This is a genomic window from Sabulibacter ruber, from assembly GCF_017355955.1.
Lineage (GTDB): Bacteria > Bacteroidota > Bacteroidia > Cytophagales > Hymenobacteraceae > Nibribacter > Nibribacter ruber_A.
The window spans coordinates 2,555,083-2,575,093 of record NZ_JAFFID010000001.1 but is presented as its reverse complement, the minus strand read 5'-3'; the positions used below and the strand labels follow the sequence as shown (position 1 = coordinate 2,575,093).

14 protein-coding genes are annotated in these 20,011 nt (G+C 53.8%); 10 read left to right on the top strand and 4 right to left on the bottom strand.

The features are described from left to right. Window positions 1–8: 8 nt before the first annotated feature. Both JT719_RS10585 and JT719_RS10580 read right to left on the bottom strand, forming a co-directional pair. Window positions 9–992, bottom strand: coding sequence for an FAD binding domain-containing protein (locus tag JT719_RS10585; protein WP_205501645.1), 984 nt, complete (start codon window positions 990–992; stop codon window positions 9–11). After that, window positions 989–1,642 (bottom strand): (2Fe-2S)-binding protein, encoded by a 654-nt coding sequence (locus JT719_RS10580; RefSeq protein WP_205501646.1) that lies wholly within the window; start codon window positions 1,640–1,642, stop codon window positions 989–991. The genes JT719_RS10585 and JT719_RS10580 overlap by 4 nt, the downstream gene beginning before the upstream one ends. Window positions 1,643–1,803: 161 nt before the next feature. Between JT719_RS10580 and JT719_RS10575 the strand changes: the two genes are divergently transcribed. The 3 genes from JT719_RS10575 to JT719_RS10565 all read left to right on the top strand — a co-directional run bounded on the left by JT719_RS10575 (window position 1,804) and on the right by JT719_RS10565 (window position 3,651). After that, the gene (locus JT719_RS10575) at window positions 1,804–2,337 is read left to right on the top strand and encodes a GNAT family N-acetyltransferase (protein WP_207432974.1); all 534 of its coding nucleotides are present in this window, start codon (window positions 1,804–1,806) and stop codon (window positions 2,335–2,337) included. Between the two features lie 108 nt (window positions 2,338–2,445). Continuing rightward, on the top strand, window positions 2,446–3,339 hold the full coding sequence (locus JT719_RS10570) for a DUF6624 domain-containing protein (RefSeq protein WP_207432972.1): 894 nt from the start codon (window positions 2,446–2,448) through the stop codon (window positions 3,337–3,339). Between the two features lie 21 nt (window positions 3,340–3,360). Further along, on the top strand, window positions 3,361–3,651 hold the full coding sequence (locus tag JT719_RS10565) for a hypothetical protein (RefSeq protein WP_207432971.1): 291 nt from the start codon (window positions 3,361–3,363) through the stop codon (window positions 3,649–3,651). Window positions 3,652–3,897: 246 nt separating this feature from the next. Here the strand turns inward: JT719_RS10565 and JT719_RS10560 are convergent, their stop codons facing one another. Further along, a complete protein-coding gene (locus JT719_RS10560; protein ID WP_242693129.1) occupies window positions 3,898–6,114 on the bottom strand; it encodes a B12-binding domain-containing radical SAM protein in 2,217 nt (738 codons plus the stop codon). 340 nt (window positions 6,115–6,454) lie between these two features. Here JT719_RS10560 and JT719_RS10555 point away from each other — a divergent pair, with 340 nt between their 5' ends. From JT719_RS10555 to JT719_RS10530, 6 genes are all read left to right on the top strand, one after another. After that, window positions 6,455–7,882: an FAD/NAD(P)-binding protein gene (locus JT719_RS10555; RefSeq protein WP_207432970.1), complete on the top strand. Its 1,428-nt coding sequence runs from the start codon at window positions 6,455–6,457 to the stop codon at window positions 7,880–7,882. 677 nt (window positions 7,883–8,559) lie between these two features. Next, on the top strand, window positions 8,560–11,652 hold the full coding sequence (locus JT719_RS10550) for a SusC/RagA family TonB-linked outer membrane protein (protein WP_207432968.1): 3,093 nt from the start codon (window positions 8,560–8,562) through the stop codon (window positions 11,650–11,652). Window positions 11,653–11,674: 22 nt separating this feature from the next. Continuing rightward, entirely contained in the window at window positions 11,675–13,027 is a 1,353-nt protein-coding gene (locus JT719_RS10545) for a RagB/SusD family nutrient uptake outer membrane protein (RefSeq protein WP_207432967.1), read from the top strand. A gap of 6 nt (window positions 13,028–13,033) precedes the next feature. Then, window positions 13,034–14,347 (top strand): DoxX family protein, encoded by a 1,314-nt coding sequence (locus JT719_RS10540; protein WP_207432966.1) that lies wholly within the window; start codon window positions 13,034–13,036, stop codon window positions 14,345–14,347. Between the two features lie 38 nt (window positions 14,348–14,385). Further along, window positions 14,386–15,852: a hypothetical protein gene (locus tag JT719_RS10535; protein WP_207432964.1), complete on the top strand. Its 1,467-nt coding sequence runs from the start codon at window positions 14,386–14,388 to the stop codon at window positions 15,850–15,852. Window positions 15,853–16,091: 239 nt separating this feature from the next. Then, window positions 16,092–17,147, top strand: a complete 1,056-nt coding sequence (locus JT719_RS10530; protein ID WP_207432963.1) for a DUF748 domain-containing protein — start codon at window positions 16,092–16,094, stop codon at window positions 17,145–17,147. A 422-nt stretch (window positions 17,148–17,569) separates the two neighbouring features. On the opposite strand, the gene JT719_RS10525 is transcribed toward JT719_RS10530, so the two are convergent. Next, window positions 17,570–19,318, bottom strand: a complete 1,749-nt coding sequence (locus tag JT719_RS10525) for a hypothetical protein (RefSeq protein ID WP_207432962.1) — start codon at window positions 19,316–19,318, stop codon at window positions 17,570–17,572. Between the two features lie 212 nt (window positions 19,319–19,530). On the opposite strand from JT719_RS10525, the gene JT719_RS10520 reads away from it, so the two are divergent. After that, window positions 19,531–19,818, top strand: coding sequence for a YciI family protein (locus JT719_RS10520; RefSeq protein WP_207432960.1), 288 nt, complete (start codon window positions 19,531–19,533; stop codon window positions 19,816–19,818). Window positions 19,819–20,011 lie beyond the last annotated feature (193 nt).

The following is a 20,011-nucleotide window of genomic DNA, read 5'->3' as shown; positions in this document are numbered from 1 at the left end:
GAGAAGGATTACACGGCTGCTGCCGCATTTTTCAGCGCCTGTACAATGGTGTTAGGGCCTAGTTTCAACTTGAATTGGTTGTGTTCAAATGCTTTTGCGCCACGCATGGCAATCTCGGCGGCCTGGCGGAAAGAAGCCTCGGTGGCGGGTTTGCCGGCCAGGAACTGCTCGGCCTCCTGCAGGCGCCACGGTTTGTGCGCCACACCGCCCATGGCTAACCTGGCGGATTTGATGTTGCTGCCATCCAGGTCCAGCGCCGCGGCTACTGAAACGAGGGCAAAAGCATAGGACGTCCGGTCCCGCACTTTTAGGTAGTTCACGTGTTTGGTGTATGGGTGCTCAGGTATGTCAACCGCCGTAATCAGTTCGCCTTTCTGCAGGTTGGTATGGATTTGCGGGGTATCGCCGGGCAGGCGGTGGAACTCCGCAAACGGGATTCTTCGGTCGCCTTTAGGGCCTGAGACCAGCACCACGGCATCAAGCGCTACCAGGGCCACGTTCATATCGCTGGGGTTAACGGCAATGCATTTGTCGCTGTGCCCAAAGATGGCGTGCATGCGGTTGAAGCCTTGCAAAGCGCCGCAGCCAGAGCCGGGTTCACGTTTGTTGCAGGGCAGGTTGGTGTCATAGAAGTAATTGCAACGGGTGCGCTGCATGATGTTCCCGCCTACGGTGGCCATGTTCCGGAGCTGCGCCGAAGCCCCAGCGTTCAGGGCTTGCGACAACAGTGGGTGCTTTTCCAGGATCAGCTTGTCTTCGGCCACGGCCCCGTTCAAGGCCAGGGCGCCAATGCGCACGTGCCCGTCTTCTTTCTCAATCTTGCGGAGCGGCAGTTTGTTGATGTCCACCAGCTTTTCAGGGTTCATGATGCCGCGCTTCATGAGATCTACCAAGTTAGTGCCTCCGGCAATGAACATGGCGGTGTCATCTTTGGCTACGGTGTCAATGGCCGCTTTCTGCTTGCTGGGTTTTACGTACTGAAACGGTATCATACTTTGTGTCCTCCGTTTTTAACCTCTTTTATGGCATTGACAATGTTGGGGTAGGCGCCGCACCGGCAAAGATTCCCGCTCATGTACTCGCGGATCTCCTCGTCAGAGTCAGCGTGGCCTTCCCTGATGCAGGCTACCGCGCTCATGATCTGGCCCGGCGTGCAGTACCCGCACTGGAAACCGTCATGCTTGATGAAAGCCTCCTGCATGGGGTGCAGTTTGTCGCCGTTGGCAAGGCCCTCAATGGTGGTGATGTCTTTACCGTCTGCCATAGCGGCTAAGGTGAGGCAAGACAACACACGCTGCCCGTCTACGTGTACAGTGCAGGCTCCGCACTGGCCGTAATCACAGCCTTTCTTGGTGCCGGTGAGGTTCAGCTGCTCGCGCAGCAAGTCCAGCAGGGTGGTGCGCGGCTCTACTGCTAGCTTCTGTTTCTTGCCGTTGATGTCCAGCGTGATGTTCACTTTCTCGAACACCGCCGCCACTTTCTCCTCAAATTTCAGTTCAGCCGCCTTGATGGCCGCCGTGGGGGTAAGGGCCAGCGCCGTTAAGATGGAAGATTGCTTCAGGAAGGTGCGCCGGGCATCTGAATGGGATTGACCGCCCTCGTTTTCCGGAAGAAACTGGTCAGGGGAATGGTCTTTAGACATATGAATAAGATTGGATTGCGAAATCAAACTCTAGTATACGCAGGTGTGCACTTAGAAGCAGTCTAAATTAGGCTTCACCGGCAGGAGTTTTCTGCCTGCTTTCCTCAAAACGGGCAGAAAACTAAAGCATTGTACTCTGTACCTTTGCCGAAAATTTCTGCATGCCTGCTTTACCTTCAGACCAGTTTACCTTCCGGGCCGCCACTGCCGCCGATGCTTATTTGCTCGCCGATCTGGGTTGGCGCACGTTTGACGAAACGTTTGCTCCCTACAACAAACCCGAGGACATGGAAGCGTTTCACCCCACCATGTACTCTCCGGAATTGCAGGCCGCTGAGTTAGCCGCCCCCCACACCGAGTTCCTGATTGTGGAAGCCGAAGGAGAAGCCGTGGCTTACGTGAAGTGGAACACCGCCCCGGCTCCGCCCGAGATCTCCGGCCAAAAGCCATTTCAGATCAGCCGTCTGTACCTGCTGCAAGCCTGGACAGGGAGGGGTTTAGGCGACACTTTGATGAAAATGAGCTTAGAACGCGCCCAGCAAAACGGGCATGATGTGGTGTGGCTCACCGTGTGGGAAAGCAACCACCGCGCCATTAGGTTTTACCAGAAATACGGTTTTGCAGAGGCGGGCGAGTTAACCTTTGTGGTAGGGCAGGATGTGCAGCGCGACCTGTACATGCAGCGCTCAGTCTAAATAAACTGAGGTGTTGACAACCGCACAGAATTGTTAAAGAGTGTTAAACTCTGGTAGGAACTGCTTTTTCTACATACATTCACTTAGAAAAACACCAAACCCTACCCCATGAAAAAGTTTGTTTACGCTTTCTTCTTGTTGCTGTTGCTTGGCCCCGGGCAATATGCCTTTGCGCAAACCGCTTCTGATGCGTTTGCCAGGTACCAGGCCAAAGACTACAAAGGCTCCGGTCAGCTTTATGACCAGTTCCTGAAAACCGGCAAAGCCACCAGCACCGACTATTACAACGCGGCTTGTTCCTGGGCTCTGGCCGGCGATAAAAACAAAGCCTTCACCTACCTAAACCAAGCCGTGACAAAAGGCTGGGAAAACAAAAGCCACCTCCAGAAAGACACTGATCTTGCCAGCCTGCACACAGATAAACGCTGGGCTAAACTGGTGCAAGACCTGGATGCTAAGCTCGCCAAACTGGAAGCCAACTACAACAAACCCCTGAAAGCCCAACTGGAGAAAATCCTTGAGACCGATCAGCTTTACCGCGCCATGGTTGATTCTGTGCAGAAAAACTACGGCATGGAATCCCAGCAGTGGAAAGACCTGATGGCAAAAATGGAGGCCCAGGACAAAATCAACCAACAACAACTAGTTGAGATCATAGAGAAACATGGCTGGCCGGGCAAAAGCCTGGTGGGGCAACAAGCCAGCCAGGCTGCGTTCCTGGTAATTCAGCACTCTGACCGTGAACTCATGGAGAAGTACTTGCCTCTGTTGCGCGAAGCCGCTGCCAAAGGCGAAGCTTCCAAAAGCAGCCTGGCCCTCATGGAAGACCGTGTGCGCATGAACCGCGGATTGCCCCAACTCTATGGCAGCCAGATGCAGATGAACCCCACCACTAAAAAGTACGAGCTCTACAAAGTGGAAGACGAAGCCAACTTAGACAAACGCCGCGCCGAGATGGGCTTAGGCCCGATTAGCGAGTATTTGAAACTGTTCAACCAGTAATGGATTTTGTCGTCCAAAAAGATGCTTCTTGATTTAACCCCATCACAACGTGCCCTGGCTGAGTATATGAGTTTTTTGTCTGAGGAGGCCTATCGCGCTGCTTGGATGAAAGACCTTGAATTTCATTTATGGAAAGCTCTGCAGGGAGAAATGAAAGAGTACGGTAGACTTAAGTTCACCTCCCATGTCATAGCTACATTACAAGACTTGTCTACGGCTGCGAATGGTTGGATTTACTTTGACGAAGAAAGAGAAGAAACCTTTCTGCCGTTTCATGAATGGGAGCAGAAAAGAGCGGAGTACCAGTACTAACTATAAAACTGAATCGGGGCTGTTTTCACCAAAACAGCCCCGATTCAGTTTATGTACAATCAGTAATCTACTCTGCTTTATTTCTATGGCGCGGAAGTTACTTCCGTGACTTGCTTTAAGATTCCTTTAAGTTACTTCCGCCCCATAGAGATGCTCAAAAGACCTCGTAGTGTCCGAAGGTCCTACGAGTGTCTATGCCAATACCGTTTACAGGCTTTTTCCCAGAAAACAGCCCATATTCAGGTTTTACACCACAAGCAAGCCCCGTTCCCGTAAATCCAGCCACGTATCCGTGATCAGGAACTCCTGGAAGGTGAACATCTGGCCCTCAGGGTAATCAGCGGCCATATCTTTCAGTAGGAACTTGGTGCCGTAATCCTCTGCCAGACGGGTGAGCCAGCGGTGCAGCCATTGACCAATCTCCGGCGAGGTTCTGATCTCGTACTCCTCGGTTTTCTCCGTGAAGGTGAGCAGGGCGTTGTGGAAGGTGCGGCCTTTCTTTGTTTTGGTGACTACTTCTATTTCCGGGGCATTACCCAGCCACAGTACGCGAAGGTTCTGCTTCTCAGAATCCGGTTTGCCGATGGCTTCCACGGCTTGGGCAATCATGTTCTTAGGATGAGAAGCACGAGGAACCTTGAAATCAAACCAAAACGAAAGCGGCTCCTCCAGCCCGATGCCATGCATGTAGTTATACAACGCTTTCGCCAAACCAGCCCCGAAAAGCTCGTGGTCGGCTCCTTGTGGGTCCTCATGCCACAAGTCATTATCAGCAAACAAGCCGGGTTCCGGGCCTACTTTTACTACTCCATATTTCTCAGGGTTCTTACCCACCGGACTGTGGGCGGTCATGGAGAAACGGTGCCAGTATCCACTCTGAATCACGTTCTGTTCAAACAGCTGCCGCACCACTTCCAAGGAGTCAATGGTTTCCTGCGCGGTTTGGGTGGGGAAACCGTACATCAGATAGGCGTGCACCATGATACCTGCAGCGGTAAAATCACGCGTCACTCTAGCTACTTGGGCAATGCTCACGCCTTTTTCCATCTTCGCCAGGAGGCGGTCAGAGGCTACTTCCAATCCGCCAGATACCGCAATACAACCACTAGCTGCTAGCAAGCGGCAAAGATCAGCGGAGAAGGTTTTCTCAAAGCGGATGTTTCCCCACCAGGTAATCTTCACGCCCCGGCGGAGCAGTTCAATGGCCAAGTCACGGAGGGCCAGTGGCGGCGCGGCCTCATCCACGAAGTGGAAACCAGTTTGACCAGTCTGGGCGATGATCTGCTCAATGCGGTCTACCAGCAGCGTGGCCGGCGCGGTCTCGTAGCGGGCGATGTAATCTAAGGTAATGTCGCAGAAAGAGCAGCGTTTCCAGTAGCAGCCGTGTGCCACAGTGAGCTTGTTCCAGCGACCATCGGACCAGAGGCGGTGCATGGGGTTGAGCACTTCCACCACGCTCAGGTACTCGTGCAGTTTCAGGTCACTGTAGTCAGGCGTACCTACCTCTGTGTGCGGGATATCGGCATCGGTGGAGCCGTTGAGGTACTGCACCTCGCCGTTCAGCAGCAAGAAGGTGCGCTGCAGTTGCTCTATAGAACGCTGGCCTTGGAAATGCTCCAGCAGCTTCAGCCACGGACCTTCTCCGTCATCCAACGTGATAAAATCAATGTATTTGAAAATGCGTGGCTCGCGCAGGCTTCTCAGTTCGGTGTTGGGGTAGCCGCCGCCCATGAGGGTTTTCACGTGCGGGTACTTTTGCTTGATGAACTGCGCCAGTCGCAACGCACCGTACAGGTTACCTGGGAAGGGAACGGAGAAACCCACCACCTCAGGCTGCACTTCCTGCATCCGTTCGGCTAACAAATCCAGCAGCATCTGGTCTACCAAATTAGGAGTCGTTTGCAGTTCTTCTTCTAGCGGGTCAAAAGAGGTGGCGCTCATGGCAAGTTTATCCGCGTAGCGGCTGAAGCCGAAGTGCGGGCACACAGTCTCTTTAATCAAATCCGCTAAATCCTCCAGGTACAGGGTGGCCAAGTGTCGGGCTCTATCAGTGATGCCCATCGTTCCGAAGGCTTCCTCTAAATCCGCTAACTGCAGAAAACGACTCGCCTCAGGTAGGAAAGAACCCATAGCAATAGGATGGGCTAGCGTGCTGTCGCGGCCCTGCAGAAAACGAATGACCGGCTCAATGGTATCCATGTACGACTTACGCAGGCGCAGCATCCGCTGGCTGTTATCCGATAGCTCGTAAGTGCCGTCCAAGATGGCCTGGAACACCTGGTTCAAGCCTTTGCGGGAAAACAGGCGCAATACCAACTCCAATCCAAAATCAGCTTGAGCCACGTCAAAGCCCCGACCGCGTAGGAAACCTTTGATGTAAGCGGTGGCCGGATAGGGCGTGTTCAGCTGCGTGAGCGGCGGCGTGATGAGCAGGATTTTAGGAGCGGAAGTCAACGGATTCAATTTTGGGCAAAGGTACTAAAAGGAGTTCTGAGTCTTGAGTTCGGAGTGCTGAGTTGGGAAAGGCGTTTTAAGCCTGTTTTCAGGAAATCAGTCTTAAAATGGAACTCTAGACTTTTGCTCTGAAAACAGCCGGGCGGGCGTTTGAGTTCGATGGAAGCTAGAGTGGGGTAGGATAGATGAAAATCGGATTGAATAAGAATAAATTCACTAACCCCCTACGGCTGTCCTCGTATAGGTACAAACCCGCATAATTGATTTGCTTACTACTCTTTAGGCTTACTTTTCCTTACTCCTTCCAACTCGTTTTCGCACTTTACACTAGGCCCTAAACAAGATTAGAATGGATCATACAAGCATTGCCATTGTGGGAGGAGGATTAAGTGGGACCCTGACGGCTATCCACCTGCTGAGAACGGCCCGGGAGGCCACCACGGTTTATCTCATAGAAAAGGAACCCCGGAAAATGCACCGGGGAGTGGCCTACAGCAGCAGTTTGCCTTTCCAACCTTTGAATGTACCGGCGGCCCGCATGACCTTGTTCCCCGAGATGCCCCATCATTTTCTGGATTGGTTAACGGAGCACCAACCCGTCTATCCAACGCTTTTGCCGGACCCGATAAGCCCAGACTCTTTTGTTCCGCGATGTGTCTTCGGCGATTACGTAGAGGATTGCCTGGCGGTGGCCGAAGCCGATGCGTTGAAAGGAGTTCGGCTGGTGCGGCTGACTCAGGAGGTGCTGGCTGTGGAGAAAAGAGGGAAGAACTATTCTTTTGCAGTGTCACTGAGAAACGGCTCTCAGGTAATGGCCCAGAAAGTGGTGCTGGCACTTGGTAATCTTCCGCCCGCCGACCTTCCCATTCCCAACAAAGCCTTTTACCAGAGTCCTCTGTACAAAGCCTCGCCCTGGTCTCCGGAAATCCTGAACGCGTTGCCGGCGCACGCGCCCGTTCTGCTGCTGGGCTCCAGCCTGACCATGGTAGATCTGGTGGGCAGTCTGGTAAAGAAAGGGCATCAGGGCAAAATATACGTGGTTTCCCGGCATGGCTTGCTCCCGCAGACCCATCAAGTGGACGCCGTGCCTTACCCTTTGGCTCCAGTGCGTCTTCAGCGGCCTCTTTCTCCTTTGAAAGCGATGCGACTCCTCAGAAAAGAGGTGAGAAAAGCTGCCCAGGAAGGGTATGCCTGGCACAGCGTGGTAGATGCCTTGCGGGATTCGCTCTCGGGTATCTGGCATAATTTTTCGTTTCAGGAGAAAAAACAGTTCCTTAGGCATGTGAAACCCTATTGGGAAATACACCGGCACCGGATGCCGCTTGCCTCTTCCCTCATGCTCCGGCAACTGCAGGAGAAAGGGCAACTAGAGGTGAAAGCCGCCTCTCTGGTGGACCTCCACGCCAACGGGAAAATGGTCCACGCAGAGATCAGGGAGAGGGGCAACACCGGTACCCAAATACTGGAAGTTGCCATGGTCATCAACTGCACCGGTCCGCTCTGCGATTACACCAAAAGCAAAGATCCCCTGGTGCAGCAATTGCTGAGCGAGGGTTTGATCTGCCCCGATGACCTGAAAATGGGCGTAACCGCCACCCCTGCCGGGAACCTGCTCAACGCCGAAGGCCTACCCATAGAGAACCTATTCACTTTAGGTCCTCCGCTGAAAGGATTGCTGTATGAATCCACGGCTTTACGGGAGATCAGGCACCAGGCCGCTTCCCTGGCCAGTTTGCTTTTATTTGGCGAAGCCATGCTGGAGGCAGCGCTGCCATAGACCCTGCGCTGGGTTCAGGTACTGATGCAAGGGTCGGGAGCTTTATCTAATTGTTGAATATCTTTTCTTTGTGGAGCAGGGATCTTTCATGTTTAAATAATGAGAAGGTTTGTCTGTTTGTGTTGAGAATGAGGGAAGTAATCCACTGCGTTTACAGCCATTCTGCTAATTAATGAAGATTTTGTTTGGTGATATTGAAATGGTTTTCTTTATTTGTCTACCAATTCTATAGAGATTAAGGGATGTGAGTAGAAGAAGAGGTGCCAAGAAGAAACACTTACTAACATTACGCATATGGAAAGTCATCTTTTACCACCCGAGGATGTAAACTTCCTGGGCCGATGGAGGCCGAGCCACTATCCATTAGGTCATTCCCTCTGCATGTTCAGCCTGTACTGCTGTTGTTGTTGATTCCCTTCCGTGACAGGCACCTGCCTTCCCTTGGCTGCGTCCGCAGGTACAACAGCTAACCAATCCTTATAGCCTTTCTTGTTCCCCAATACTCCACATCAGCTTGCCGAAAAGCAGCTAAACGTGGGCTGGGAGAGGTATGTGCTTGCCGGATGCTCGCTCTACTCTGATTTTCTATTGGGTTTGAAGCTCTTAAGGCACATGCCGTCAATGTGCGGGTAGGCCAGCTTTACCCACTTTATCTACTTTATAATTTTCACCTTCTTATGAAAAAACTGCTACGTTTCAGCAGTGCTGTCTTGTTATTGCCTTTCCTTTTCCGGTTCTCTGCCGAAGCGACACCCATAGATAATGCAAGGGTGTCTTATTTCAGAAAACCAGAGGTCACGCTGTCCGGAAAAGTAACTACCTCCAAAGGAGAGCCTCTGACGGGCGTGTCGGTGGTGGTGAAGAATACCACCATTGGCGTGACCACCGATGTCAACGGCGGTTTCCAGCTGAAAACCCCTGCTGAGACAGGAACGTTGTTGATTTCTTACATCGGGTTTCTCTCCAGGGAAGTATCCTTCAACGGGGCGCAGACCAATCTTCAAATCACCTTAACGGAAGACACCAAAGCCCTGGAAGAAGTGGTAGTGGTAGGCTACGGCACGCAGGAACGCAAGAACCTCATCAGCTCCGTGGCCAAGGTGAACCCCGAGGAAACCAAGCAGATTCCGGTGGGCAGTTTTGACGCTCAGTTGCAGGGCAAGGCGCCCGGGGTACAGATCAGCTCCAATACCGGCGTGCCCGGCGAAGGAATTTTCATCCGGATCAGGGGGAATACCTCCATCAACGCCAGCAACGAACCGCTGTATATTGTAGACGGTGTGTTCCTGAACAACACCAGCCTGCAAACAGTAAACACCGGCGGAAAATCCACTTCGCCCATCGCCGACATCAACCCCGCTGACATTGAAAGCATCGAGGTGCTGAAAGACGCCAGCGCCACGGCGATCTATGGTTCCCGGGCAGCCAACGGAGTAGTCATCGTGACCACCAAACGCGGGGCGTACAACACCAAACCCCGGGTGAACCTCAATGCATACCAAGGCTGGGCCTGGACGCCCAAAGTATGGGACATTGCCTCGGGTCCCGAGAATGCCGCGCTCCACAATGAAGCCTGGATTAACTCTGGTTTGGATAATCCGGCCTTAAAACAGACGTATGAGAACCGGCCTTTCCGTCCGGGGTCAGAAGGTGGGCGCGGCTTGCCCGAGGAGCAGCAGACCTATGACCGGCTGAGTGATATCTTCCGAACGGCCTCCCTCAAAAACTATGACCTGTCGGTACAAGGCGGAACGGAAAGCACCAAGTTTTTCCTGGGTGGTGGCTATACCAAGCAGGAATCCATCATGAAGCCTGTCTACTTTGAGCGGGCGAGCATCCGGCTGAACCTGGACCAGAAAATCACTGATAAGATCCAGATCGGGAGCAGCAGCAATCTTTCCCGGAGTTTCCGGAACCAGGCCCGGGCCGGCGATGGTCCGCAGGGCGGCATGTTCCAGACGGCGTTGCTAGTAGCCACCTATCTGCCCAAAGTGAACGAGGACGGCACGCCCGCCAAATGGGGCCCGTGGGACAACTTGGATGTGCTACTGAACAACTATGACGTGACCACCACCAGCATCCGGTACCTGGGCAACCTGTACCTGGATGCGGAGCTGCTGCCCGGCCTGAAGTTCAGGACCAGTTGGGGCCTGGACTATAACAACTATGACGAGTCTGAGTACTGGAACACGCTTACCTTGCTGGGCGCATCGCCTACCAACGGCTTGGCGACTTCGGCTATCACGCAGAAGACCACCTGGGTAAATGAACAGACCTTGCAATACCGGACCGCTTTTGGCGGAGACCACAGCCTGGGCGTATTGGTGGGGAATTCCATCCAGGGCGATGTTACTTCGGGAACCTCGGCGCAGGGTACCAACTTTGCCAATAATTCCTTTACCCTAATTTCCTCGGCGGCCACGCGCATCGGCTCGGAGAGCTGGACCAAGTCTAGCCTGGCTTCGTTCTTCTCCCGGATCGATTACAACTATGCCGGCAAATACCTGCTGGAGGCCTCTGTACGGGCCGATGGTTCTTCTAAGTTCGCCAGCGGGAATCAGTGGGGCACGTTCTACTCGGTAGGCGCGGCCTGGAGATTGAAAGAAGAAGCCTTCCTGAAAGACGTGGAGTTCCTTTCGGATCTGAAGTTGCGGGCCAGCTACGGCACCACCGGAAACCAGAACGGCATCAGCAACTTCGCTTCCCGCGGGCTCTGGAACGGAGGCTCCAGCTACCCAGACAATACCCCCAGCGGCGACCGGCCGGGCACGGCGCCTCAGCAACTGGCCAACAATGACCTGAGCTGGGAGAAAACCAAGCAATGGAACGCCGGCCTGGACGTGAGTTTCTTCAAAGGCCGCGTGGGGCTGGAGCTGAACTACTACCGCAAATACACCACCGATCTGCTGCTGCAACTGCCGCTGCCCGGTACCACCGGTTTCAATACCTACTACCAGAACGCCGGGGAGGTGAGCAACACCGGCTTTGAGATAGGCATCAACACGGTGAACCTGCAAACCAATGACTTTCAGTGGAGCACCAGTTTCAACCTCTCGGGCAACAAGAACAAGATTGAGAAGCTGGCCTCGCCCATCAATGTCTACAGCCGCGATTGGCTCAGGATGCAGCAGGGTAACTCGCTGTACACGTTCTGGCTGTACAAGCAACTGTACGTGGACCCGCAAACCGGGAACGCGATCTTTGAAGACGTGAACCAGGACGGCCAGATTACCGTGGCCGACCGGCAACTCATGGGCAACGCCATGCCTGATTTCTACGGGGGGCTCACCAGTAATTTCTCCTACAAAGGCTTTGACGCCGGGCTGCTGTTCACCTTCCAGTACGGAAATGAGGTCTATAACATGAACGAGTTCTTCGACATGGCCGGAGGCACCCGCGCTGACCGCGTATTATTTGCCAATTCAACCAAAAGATGGCAAAAACCCGGCGACATCACCGATGTGCCCCGCTTCACCACGGTGGGCAACAACTACCGCCTGGAGCAGAACAGCCGCTTGCTGGAAGACGGTTCTTTCCTGCGCCTGAAGTCATTTACCGTGGGTTACACGCTTCCTAAAGCCATTACGTCTAAGCTGCGCACCCAGAAACTGCGGGTGTACGCGGTGGGCACCAACCTGTGGCTGCTCACCAATTACTCAGGGCTTGATCCCGAGACCAATGTCACCAATGACCAGAATGTGAAAGGCCTTGACTTCGGGACACCGCCACAGCCGCGTTCGGTGCAGTTTGGGGTTGACATCATCCTCTAATTTCTATTTTCCGCCGATTTTTATGAAAACGCCTCAATATCTCCTTGCCTTTTTCCTGGCCTTCACCGCCGTCTCCTGCGACAGCTTTTTGGACGTGGAGCCGAAACAATACGTCTCTGACGAGCAAACTATCCTGGACGGCGCCTCCGCCGAGACCGCCGTTAGGGGAATGTACCGCACCTTGTCGGCGAACGGGTACTATGGCACCACTTTTCCGTCCATCGGGTACCTGTCCGGCGACAACATCCAGTGGACCGGCTCGCAGGCCATCACCGGGCAGTTCGTGAACCATGAAGTACGCGCCGATAACTCCATTCTCTCCACGTTATGGTCTTCTATTTACAAGACCATCAACAGCGCGAACCACGTGATCGCCAAAGTGCCTACCTTGCCTTTGGAACCTTCCTTTCCCCAGGCCAAGAAAGACCAGTTACTGGGCGAGGCCTACTTTGTGCGGGCCCTGTCTTACTTTGACTTGGCGCGGGTGTGGGGCGGCGTGCCCCTTTACTTGCAACCCACCCTCACCGCCACCGATAACCGGGGCATCCCGCGCAGCATGGTCGCGGATACTTACGCGCAGGTCTTGAAAGACTTAACAGAAGCGGAGAAACTGCTGCCCAACACCACCAACCGCATCAGGGCTACCCAGAAAACCGTTTGGGCGTTGCGGGCGCGATACCACCTGTACCAGAAAGAATGGGCTCTGGCCGAGGAATATGCCTCTAAGTTGATTGGCGAAGGAAACTACACCCTGGTCAAGCCTTATTCGGCATGGTGGGCCAACAACGTGGTGGCTTCGCAGGAATCAGTGTTTGAGCTGGCCTACAGCGCCGCCAATACCAACAGCCACCGCGGGAACTGGCAACCACCCACCAATGGCGGCACCCGGCAATGGGCCCCAAACACCGCATTCGTGGACTTGGTCAGCAATCCAGCCATTGGCGGGAACCGCAGTGCCCTGGTCTCCAAAACCGCCGATGGACGCTGGTACGGAAACCTCTACTACCGCAGCCCGGCCACCGATCCCGCCTATGTAATCCGCATCGCAGAGTTGTATCTCATCCGAGCCGAAGCCCGCGCCCAACAAGGAGGCACCACTAAACTGGAAGGAGCCTTGGCTGACCTGAACGCCGTCCGGAGCCGCGCCGATCTTCCCGCGCTCACTCCCATCACCGATCAGGCAGCCTTATTGTTAGCGATTGAGAACGAGCGCCGCATAGAGTTCGCCTTTGAGCCGCACCGCTGGTTTGACCTGGTGAGAACCGACCGGGCCGCGGCCGTGCTGGGCCTCACCGATGCCCGCCGCTACGTGCTGCCGCTGCCGGTGGATGAAATCACCCTAGACAAAGCGCTGGTCCAAAACGAAGGGTATTAATAAGTCATGACGCAAGTACAGAACCTCACCCCGACAACAGCGTGGAGCCCGCTGGAAAAAGCAGCCTTCCGGCTCTTCTTCCTGTATTTCCTGCTGCAGATCGTCCCCATCAACTGGAAGTTCTACCACAGTTTGTTTACGCTGCACTGGCCGCTAGATTTATCTGAGATTGTACAGTTGAGCCGCTATCTGCCCCGTTTCCAGGCTCAGGAAAGTTTTCTGGATTGGTTGATTCTGGCGCTGGGAGCGGCTACTGGGAGTATTCTCTGGGGAGCTTGGGACAAACGGCGGCCTGAGTACCACCAAGAGTACTATTGGTTGAAAGCCTTGGTGCGATACCGGCTGGCGCTTGGGATAATGGCCTACGGTTTTCTGAAGGTCTTCCACCTGCAGATGCCGGCTCCCACCTTGAGCGAACTGAACACCAACTACGGCGATTTCCTGCCCTGGAAAATCTATTGGCTCACCACAGGATTAGCCTCGGCCTCTTATGAAACAGTGATCGGGTTGATAGAACTGGGAGCCGGGCTTTTGTTGCTCTATAGAAGAACCGCAACGTTTGGCGCCGCCATAGCCGCCGCCTTCCTGTTGAACGTGATTGCCGTGAACCTCTTTTATGAGGTGGGTGATCTGGTGTACAGCGCTTTCCTGTTGACTTTGGCGTTGTTCCTGCTGGTGCAGGATGTGCCACGGGTGGTGAATTTGCTGCTGCTGGAACGGCCTACTGCCGCTAATAAAGTAAGGGTAACTATTTCGGCAGGCTGGTTTAAGCTGCTTCAACTTGCTGTGAAAAGCGTTACTGTTTTCAGTCTAGCCATTCTTGGTTATTTGGCTCTGCAGGAGAACGCCCAAAAACAGGAAAGCCAATCCGGGGCTTTGTCGGCGGAGGCTGGTTGCTATCAGGTGCGGGAGTTCAAACTCAACGGGAAATTGCTGCCTTTCTCTCAGACAGATTCCGTTCGCTGGCACGATGTGGTAATCGAGAAATGGCCGACACTCAGCATCAACAGGGGGCCGGGGCATTCGGCGGTTACGCCCATCACCAAAACCGGTACCCAGGTGCCGGCAGAGGCGGCAGGTAACGGCGGTCGCCAGTATTTCAAACTGAAAGTAGATTCCCTCCGGCAGACCTTGACTATGCTTCCCCTGCACCAAGACCAGAAGATTGAGCAATGGGAACTCCGCTACAGGAAACCATCGGCGGCTACGCTAGTCTTAAGTGGGCGCAATGAACGGCAAGACTCGCTGTACGTGGTATTGGACAAGGTGGAGAAAGACTACCTGCTCTACAAAGGTCGCCGGAAGCCGGTCACCCTGTAAACCTCCTCCCTCATCCTTTCATTTAACTTCCTGCAATCATGCAACCCGTAGATACGCTCCCTGCGCCAACCCTGACCTTGTCCCGGGATTCTTCTAATGAGTCTATATCAGAACCTAAGGGCTGGACTCCTCTGCAACGGTTCCTGTTCAGGGTGGCGTTCATCTTTTTCGTCATCATGAGTTTGCCCACCAGTTGGCAGTACTATGAAGATCTGGTGGCGCTGGACTGGCTCCATTTGGGTTACCGCGACTTGACCAACCTGGCCCGTTTTTCGCCTAAATTTCTGGAATTGGAGGGAGAAAGCGCCCGCTGGGGCTTGGTCAGTTACGCAGATTTCGGGCTGATTCTGGCAGTGGCGCTGGCCGGGGCGGTGATTTGGTCGGTGGGTGGGGCCAGACGCAGAGAATACAACAGGCTCTACTATTGGCTGCGGGTGCTGGTGCGCTACCGGGTGGCGCTGGGCATGATTGAGTTCGGGTTTGTGAAGCTGTTTCTCATCCAGATGCCGTTTCCGCCGCAGGGCACGCTGGCTACCAACCTAGGCGATATCACCGCACAGAAATTGTATTGGTTGTCGGTGGGCATCGTGCCGCATTATGAAATTTTCCTAGGCTTCGTGGAGATCCTGGCCGGGACGCTTCTTTTCTTCCGCCGGACGACCTTTCTGGGGGCGGCGCTCACGGCCGGAGCCTCGGCCAACATCGTGTACATCAACCATGCCTATGACGGCGGGGTGCACGTGTACAGCGCTTATTTTGTGATCCTGGCCTTGTTCCTGATGCTGTATGACCTTCCCCGGCTCTGGAAATTGCTTGTGCTGGAGCAGGACGTGGTGCCGGTGTACCATTATCCCGCTTTCCAGAAGCCCTGGCAGCAATACGGCCGATACGTTTTGAAAGCGATTCCCATCTTCACCTATCTTGGATTAATGGCTTACCTGCATGTGCTCAACTACCGGGAAGAAAAGCTCATCAAAGTACCCGTGACCCCGGGCTTGGCGGGTGCCGAAGGCTATTATCAAGTCACCGAGTTCAGACTCAACAACAAAGTGCTGCCTTATTCGCCCACTGACTCGGTGCGGTGGCAGGACGCCACGTTTGAGAAACATTCCACCCTTACGTTCAAAGTCAACCAAAAAGTGAAGCTGGATCTCTCCAACGGGGTGCCCCATAAGAAAGACGAGTCCCGCACCTGGGAGCTCACCGGCATCGCCGGAGGAAGGCGGTTTTTCTACTACGCTGCCGATACCCTGAACCAAACCCTCACCCTCCAGGATAAACACGGAAATGCAGGCGGAGAAGGTAGAAGGGGCGGAGGCCAGAATGGCCAAAATAGAAGTAACGCAAAAGCTGCCTCTAAGCTTAAAAAAGAGAAAATGATTTTGCATTACACCCGGCCCAACGCCACCCGAATCATCCTAACCGGGATTACATCAACTAAAGATTCACTGTACGTGGTGCTGGACAAAGTAAATCGGCAGTATCCTTTAAATGCAACTAGATAATCTTATGGCCGGGCTTTAGAAAGGCAAATTCAACTTTTCTTTATAGCGTACCATAACGTGGACATTGGTGTTTTCTATTCTTCACAGAAAACATTAATGTCCACGTTTTATTTCTTCTACAGAATCAGAGGTATTGTATGTCTTGCCAAGGGGTTATCCTGGCTTCTTGTTTAACTGCGCTCCAAGGCTTTCGTATTAATTGGGCGAGAGAAATCTGCTAAGGTAAAAACAGGTACGTTATGGCTATTCGGCTCACAAAACCATTGAAGATAGGACTGACTGTGGTGGTCTTGCTGCTGGCGTTCAGGATTGCGCTTCCGTTCATTGTGAAAAAGTACGTGAACAAAACGCTGGACGAGCTGCCCGGCTATACCGGTTACGTGGAAGACGTGGACATTGCGCTCATCCGGGGGGCATACCAGATTGAAGGACTGGTTTTGAAAGAAGAGAAAGGTAATCCCAAGTACCCGTTCCTGACCATCCTGCATACTGATTTGTCCATTGAGTGGAAATCTCTGTTCAAAGGCAAACTGGTTGGCGAGGTATTCATGACCGGGCCGGTGCTGAACATGGTGACCAGTTCCTCGTCCGGCAACTCTAAAGAAGACCCCAGCCTGGACCATTGGACCGAAGTAGTCAAAGACCTGATGCCCATTACCATCAACCGCTATGAGGTGCACAACGGCAGGCTTGCGTTCATGGACTTCACCGCCTCGCCCGATGTCCGGTTCCATATCAGCAGCATGGAACTGGTGGCCCTCAATCTGGCCAACGTGGAGGAAGTGGGTAAAAAGCTGCCTTCCTCGGTTACGGTGAGCGGTAAGTCTATTGGCGGGGGCACCCTGAAAGGGAAGATGCAGGTGAACGCCCTCAAACGCATCCCCGATTTTGATGCCGATTGTCAGTTAACGGGCGTGAATCTCACCAGCCTGAACAACTTTATCAAAGCCTACGCCAAGTTTGACGTAGAACGTGGCAAGCTGGACATGTACGCCGAATTGAAAGCAACAGATGGTCAACTGAACGGCTACATCAAACCTTTTTTTGAAGAAGTAAAGGTCCTGAACTGGAAGAAAGACAAGAAAGAAGGCGGCATCCTGAGCGCCGTGAAAGAAGCCGTGATTGGTGTCTTCACCGAGGCCGCTGAGAACCAGCCCCGCGACCAGGTAGCTACCCAGATTCCAATTAAAGGTAATCTCAGCAACCCACAGACCAACAGCTGGAAGACCTTCATCAACGTACTCAAACACGCCTTTATTGATGCTTTCAGCAAGGGAATAGAGAACAGCCTGTAACGCGAGTTCTGCGGCTTGGCTGATGTCTCTTTTCAGCCTATTTTGAAGAAAAGGGGCTGAAAAGAGAATAGAGCCTAAGACTGCAAATGCATCTGCTTCCATCCTGGCAACTGGCGCGAGTCTCCAGACTCGTGCCTACAGATGATGGATGGTCTCCGACCATCCTCGCTGCAACAGCAGCGACATCGCACGTTGCTATGCAACTGGCACACTAAATATGAGTGATGGTGGTTTTCGGCGAGTCTGGAGACTCGCCACATCCTTTGTCACGAGTCTTCAGACTCGCGCCAGCTATTTGGTACTTTAAATAAGCTTCCAGTAGCTTCCTTTCTCAACTTACCTTAAAAGCAACCGCCGTGTTTTAGGCCCGTTTTCAGTAAAACTAGCCCAAAACATGGCGGTTATAATTTCTACCCACTTACTTAGTGCTGGTGTTGCATGCCTTGGGAGGAGGTGCGGGACCGGCTGCTACCCATCATCAGACCGGGATTCAGCCGAAGGTAAATCTCCCCGGAAACCGGGGTTTTGCCATACAGGGTTTTCAACAGCGGGTCTGGGGAGAAGACAGTGCCTTGCACGCCTACGGTCAAATAGGTGTTGGCGAAATTGGCTACGCGCTGGCTGGTACCCAGGGTGAGGGCGTGCACGTCAAAGACATCGTGGTGGTCAAACTGGTCTGTGAGGTCCAGTTCACCGGGTGTTTTCTGTACGTACTCGTAGCGACCGTAGATGGCGGTTTTGTCCATCTGCAGGTTGGCCTCGGCAATGGCCGAGTGCTCTTTGTGGTGGCCGCCGCCGTTGAAGCCCCAGATAAAGGCCGAAGTAAAGAACCGGTCGCCGCCCCCGGGCAGCGGACGGCTGTACAGCGCCGAGGCCGTGGTGCGGGTCACGTCTTCCTCGGGCTCCAATGACTCGGGGCTTTTCAGCCAGCCGCGCGATACTTGCAGGGCCCAGTTCTCCGAAGGGTTGTAGGATAAGCGAGCCGCATAAGAGTCGAAGCGGGCTTTGTCAAAGTCGTAGCGGTTTTCATCGGGCTCACGGCCGGTGAAGTTAGAGCCTTCTAGCTTGAACTGCTTGTACCGGAAACCCACCGTGGCTACCCCGAAGGTAATATGCGTGGCATCCTGCCAGTGGTGGCCCAGTGGCGACTCTGGGTTGTTGAACGCCGAGATGCGGTGCATGAACACGGGCGGTCCTACCGGTGGCTCCCCAGGATATCCGAAGAAGCCGTACACGTCCATGTCCTGGTTCAGCATGTGCGTGTAACCAACGCTGATTTCAGAAAACAAATCATGTGGGTGCTGGCGGTCTACCAGGCGTTTGCCGCCGCCGTAGGTCTCGCCGCTCTGGAACAGCAACGGATAGCCTCGGTCACCCATAGTCAGTTCGTCCAGGCTCATCATCACACTGAAGCGTAGTAAACCGCGTCTGCCCACCTCGCGCTGCGCCATCCCCATAAACCAGTTGGGGGCATCCAGTTGAGAATCGCCGCGCGAGCCTTTGTTGAAAATATCCTGCTTGTTGTATCTCAGCCAAAGCTGACCGTGGAACATGAGCATCCAGTCGCCGGCGTGTTTCATGTAGCCGTACATGGGCGTGGCATCGGGGTGCCAGGAGGTTCCGGAGCCGTTCCGGTTCATGGGCAGGTTGCGGGAAAACGAGTGACTCATGCCGCCCATGCCGTGGTTCATACCCGCGTGCTGCGTAGTGTCAGAAGCCATGGAACCGTGGTTCATGTTCATGCCGGGGTGGTGCTGATGACCCTTTGCGGTGTCCGCAGGCATGGTATGTCCCTCATGCCCGGTAGTCCTCGTCCGGTTCAGGCTGTCCGAAGTCATTTGATGGCCTTGGTGCTGGTGCGCCGTGTCTGCCGCAGGCATGTGGTGCTGTGAGTGGTCAACGGCAGGCGTAACTGTCTTGGGTTTAGCCTTGGTGGCCGCTGGCGCTGTCTGCTTTTTAGAAGCCGGTTTAGGGGCAGCTTTCTTAGGGGCAGGCTGAGCTTTTGAAGGCGTGGCTTTGGGTGCCGGGGCTACGGTCTTCTTGGGAGCGGTTTGCTTTACGGCCGGTTTAGTCTCTTTCTTGACCGGTGGCGGGGTGTGGTGCTCGTGCTGTGCCTCCGCCGATAAAAGGCCGAAAGACAAAGCTATGGCAAGGGTGAGAAGTGTTTTCATAGAATTTAAAGCAGTAATTGCGTTTGATTTTCTCTGCTACAAAGGAAACGCACGGCCTGCCTCGGAGTTTAACATCATTTTGTAAGACTTGTGCATAATTAAGTAGCTGGCTTAATGGCAACCTATAACCAAGTGTTTCAAGGCTATTTTCCAGAAAACGGCCCCAAAAGGAGAGAAATCGTAGCTTTACTTTTCATCAAACCCTTTTGTGTATGTTCCTGATTGAACTCACCTATAAAGTACCTTTCTCAGAGATTGAGCCGTTCATGGCCGAGCACATGGCCTTTGTGGAGAAAGGCTACGCCAGCGGACACTTCCTGGCCTCGGGCCGCAAGGTGCCGCGCACCGGCGGACTCATTTTCTGCAAAGCCGCCAGCCAAGCTGAAGTAGAGGAACTGATGCAGGAAGACCCTTTCGTGTACCAGGATCTGGTGGAGCTTCGTATCACAGAATTTGTCACCTCTCGGGCCGTGGAAAACATGACTGGGTTGGTGGAGTAGGCCTGTTTTCAAGCCGCTTTCCTGAAAACAGGCAGAAAACAGACCGGTGTTCGGGAAAGACTTTAGGGCAAAAGTTGCGGGTAAGCTGAACAAGTGAGAAAGATATCGGTATTTTAGAGGGAGCCGCGCCGTGAAGCCCCATGCTTTTGGGGTTGGGAAGAGGAGGGGAAGCAGGCCGCCAGATCAATGCTTT

What these genes read in the sequence shown, in the direction of transcription:
- JT719_RS10585 (WP_205501645.1), bottom strand. Translation starts at nt 992, where the DNA reads ATGATACCGTTTCAGTACGTAAAACCCAGCAAGCAGAAAGCGGCCATT.
- JT719_RS10580 (WP_205501646.1), bottom strand. Translation starts at nt 1,642, where the DNA reads ATGTCTAAAGACCATTCCCCTGACCAGTTTCTTCCGGAAAACGAGGGC.
- JT719_RS10575 (WP_207432974.1), top strand. Translation starts at nt 1,804, where the DNA reads ATGCCTGCTTTACCTTCAGACCAGTTTACCTTCCGGGCCGCCACTGCC.
- JT719_RS10570 (WP_207432972.1), top strand. Translation starts at nt 2,446, where the DNA reads ATGAAAAAGTTTGTTTACGCTTTCTTCTTGTTGCTGTTGCTTGGCCCC.
- JT719_RS10565 (WP_207432971.1), top strand. Translation starts at nt 3,361, where the DNA reads ATGCTTCTTGATTTAACCCCATCACAACGTGCCCTGGCTGAGTATATG.
- JT719_RS10555 (WP_207432970.1), top strand. Translation starts at nt 6,455, where the DNA reads ATGGATCATACAAGCATTGCCATTGTGGGAGGAGGATTAAGTGGGACC.
- JT719_RS10550 (WP_207432968.1), top strand. Translation starts at nt 8,560, where the DNA reads ATGAAAAAACTGCTACGTTTCAGCAGTGCTGTCTTGTTATTGCCTTTC.
- JT719_RS10545 (WP_207432967.1), top strand. Translation starts at nt 11,675, where the DNA reads ATGAAAACGCCTCAATATCTCCTTGCCTTTTTCCTGGCCTTCACCGCC.
- JT719_RS10540 (WP_207432966.1), top strand. Translation starts at nt 13,034, where the DNA reads ATGACGCAAGTACAGAACCTCACCCCGACAACAGCGTGGAGCCCGCTG.
- JT719_RS10535 (WP_207432964.1), top strand. Translation starts at nt 14,386, where the DNA reads ATGCAACCCGTAGATACGCTCCCTGCGCCAACCCTGACCTTGTCCCGG.
- JT719_RS10530 (WP_207432963.1), top strand. Translation starts at nt 16,092, where the DNA reads ATGGCTATTCGGCTCACAAAACCATTGAAGATAGGACTGACTGTGGTG.
- JT719_RS10525 (WP_207432962.1), bottom strand. Translation starts at nt 19,318, where the DNA reads ATGAAAACACTTCTCACCCTTGCCATAGCTTTGTCTTTCGGCCTTTTA.
- JT719_RS10520 (WP_207432960.1), top strand. Translation starts at nt 19,531, where the DNA reads ATGTTCCTGATTGAACTCACCTATAAAGTACCTTTCTCAGAGATTGAG.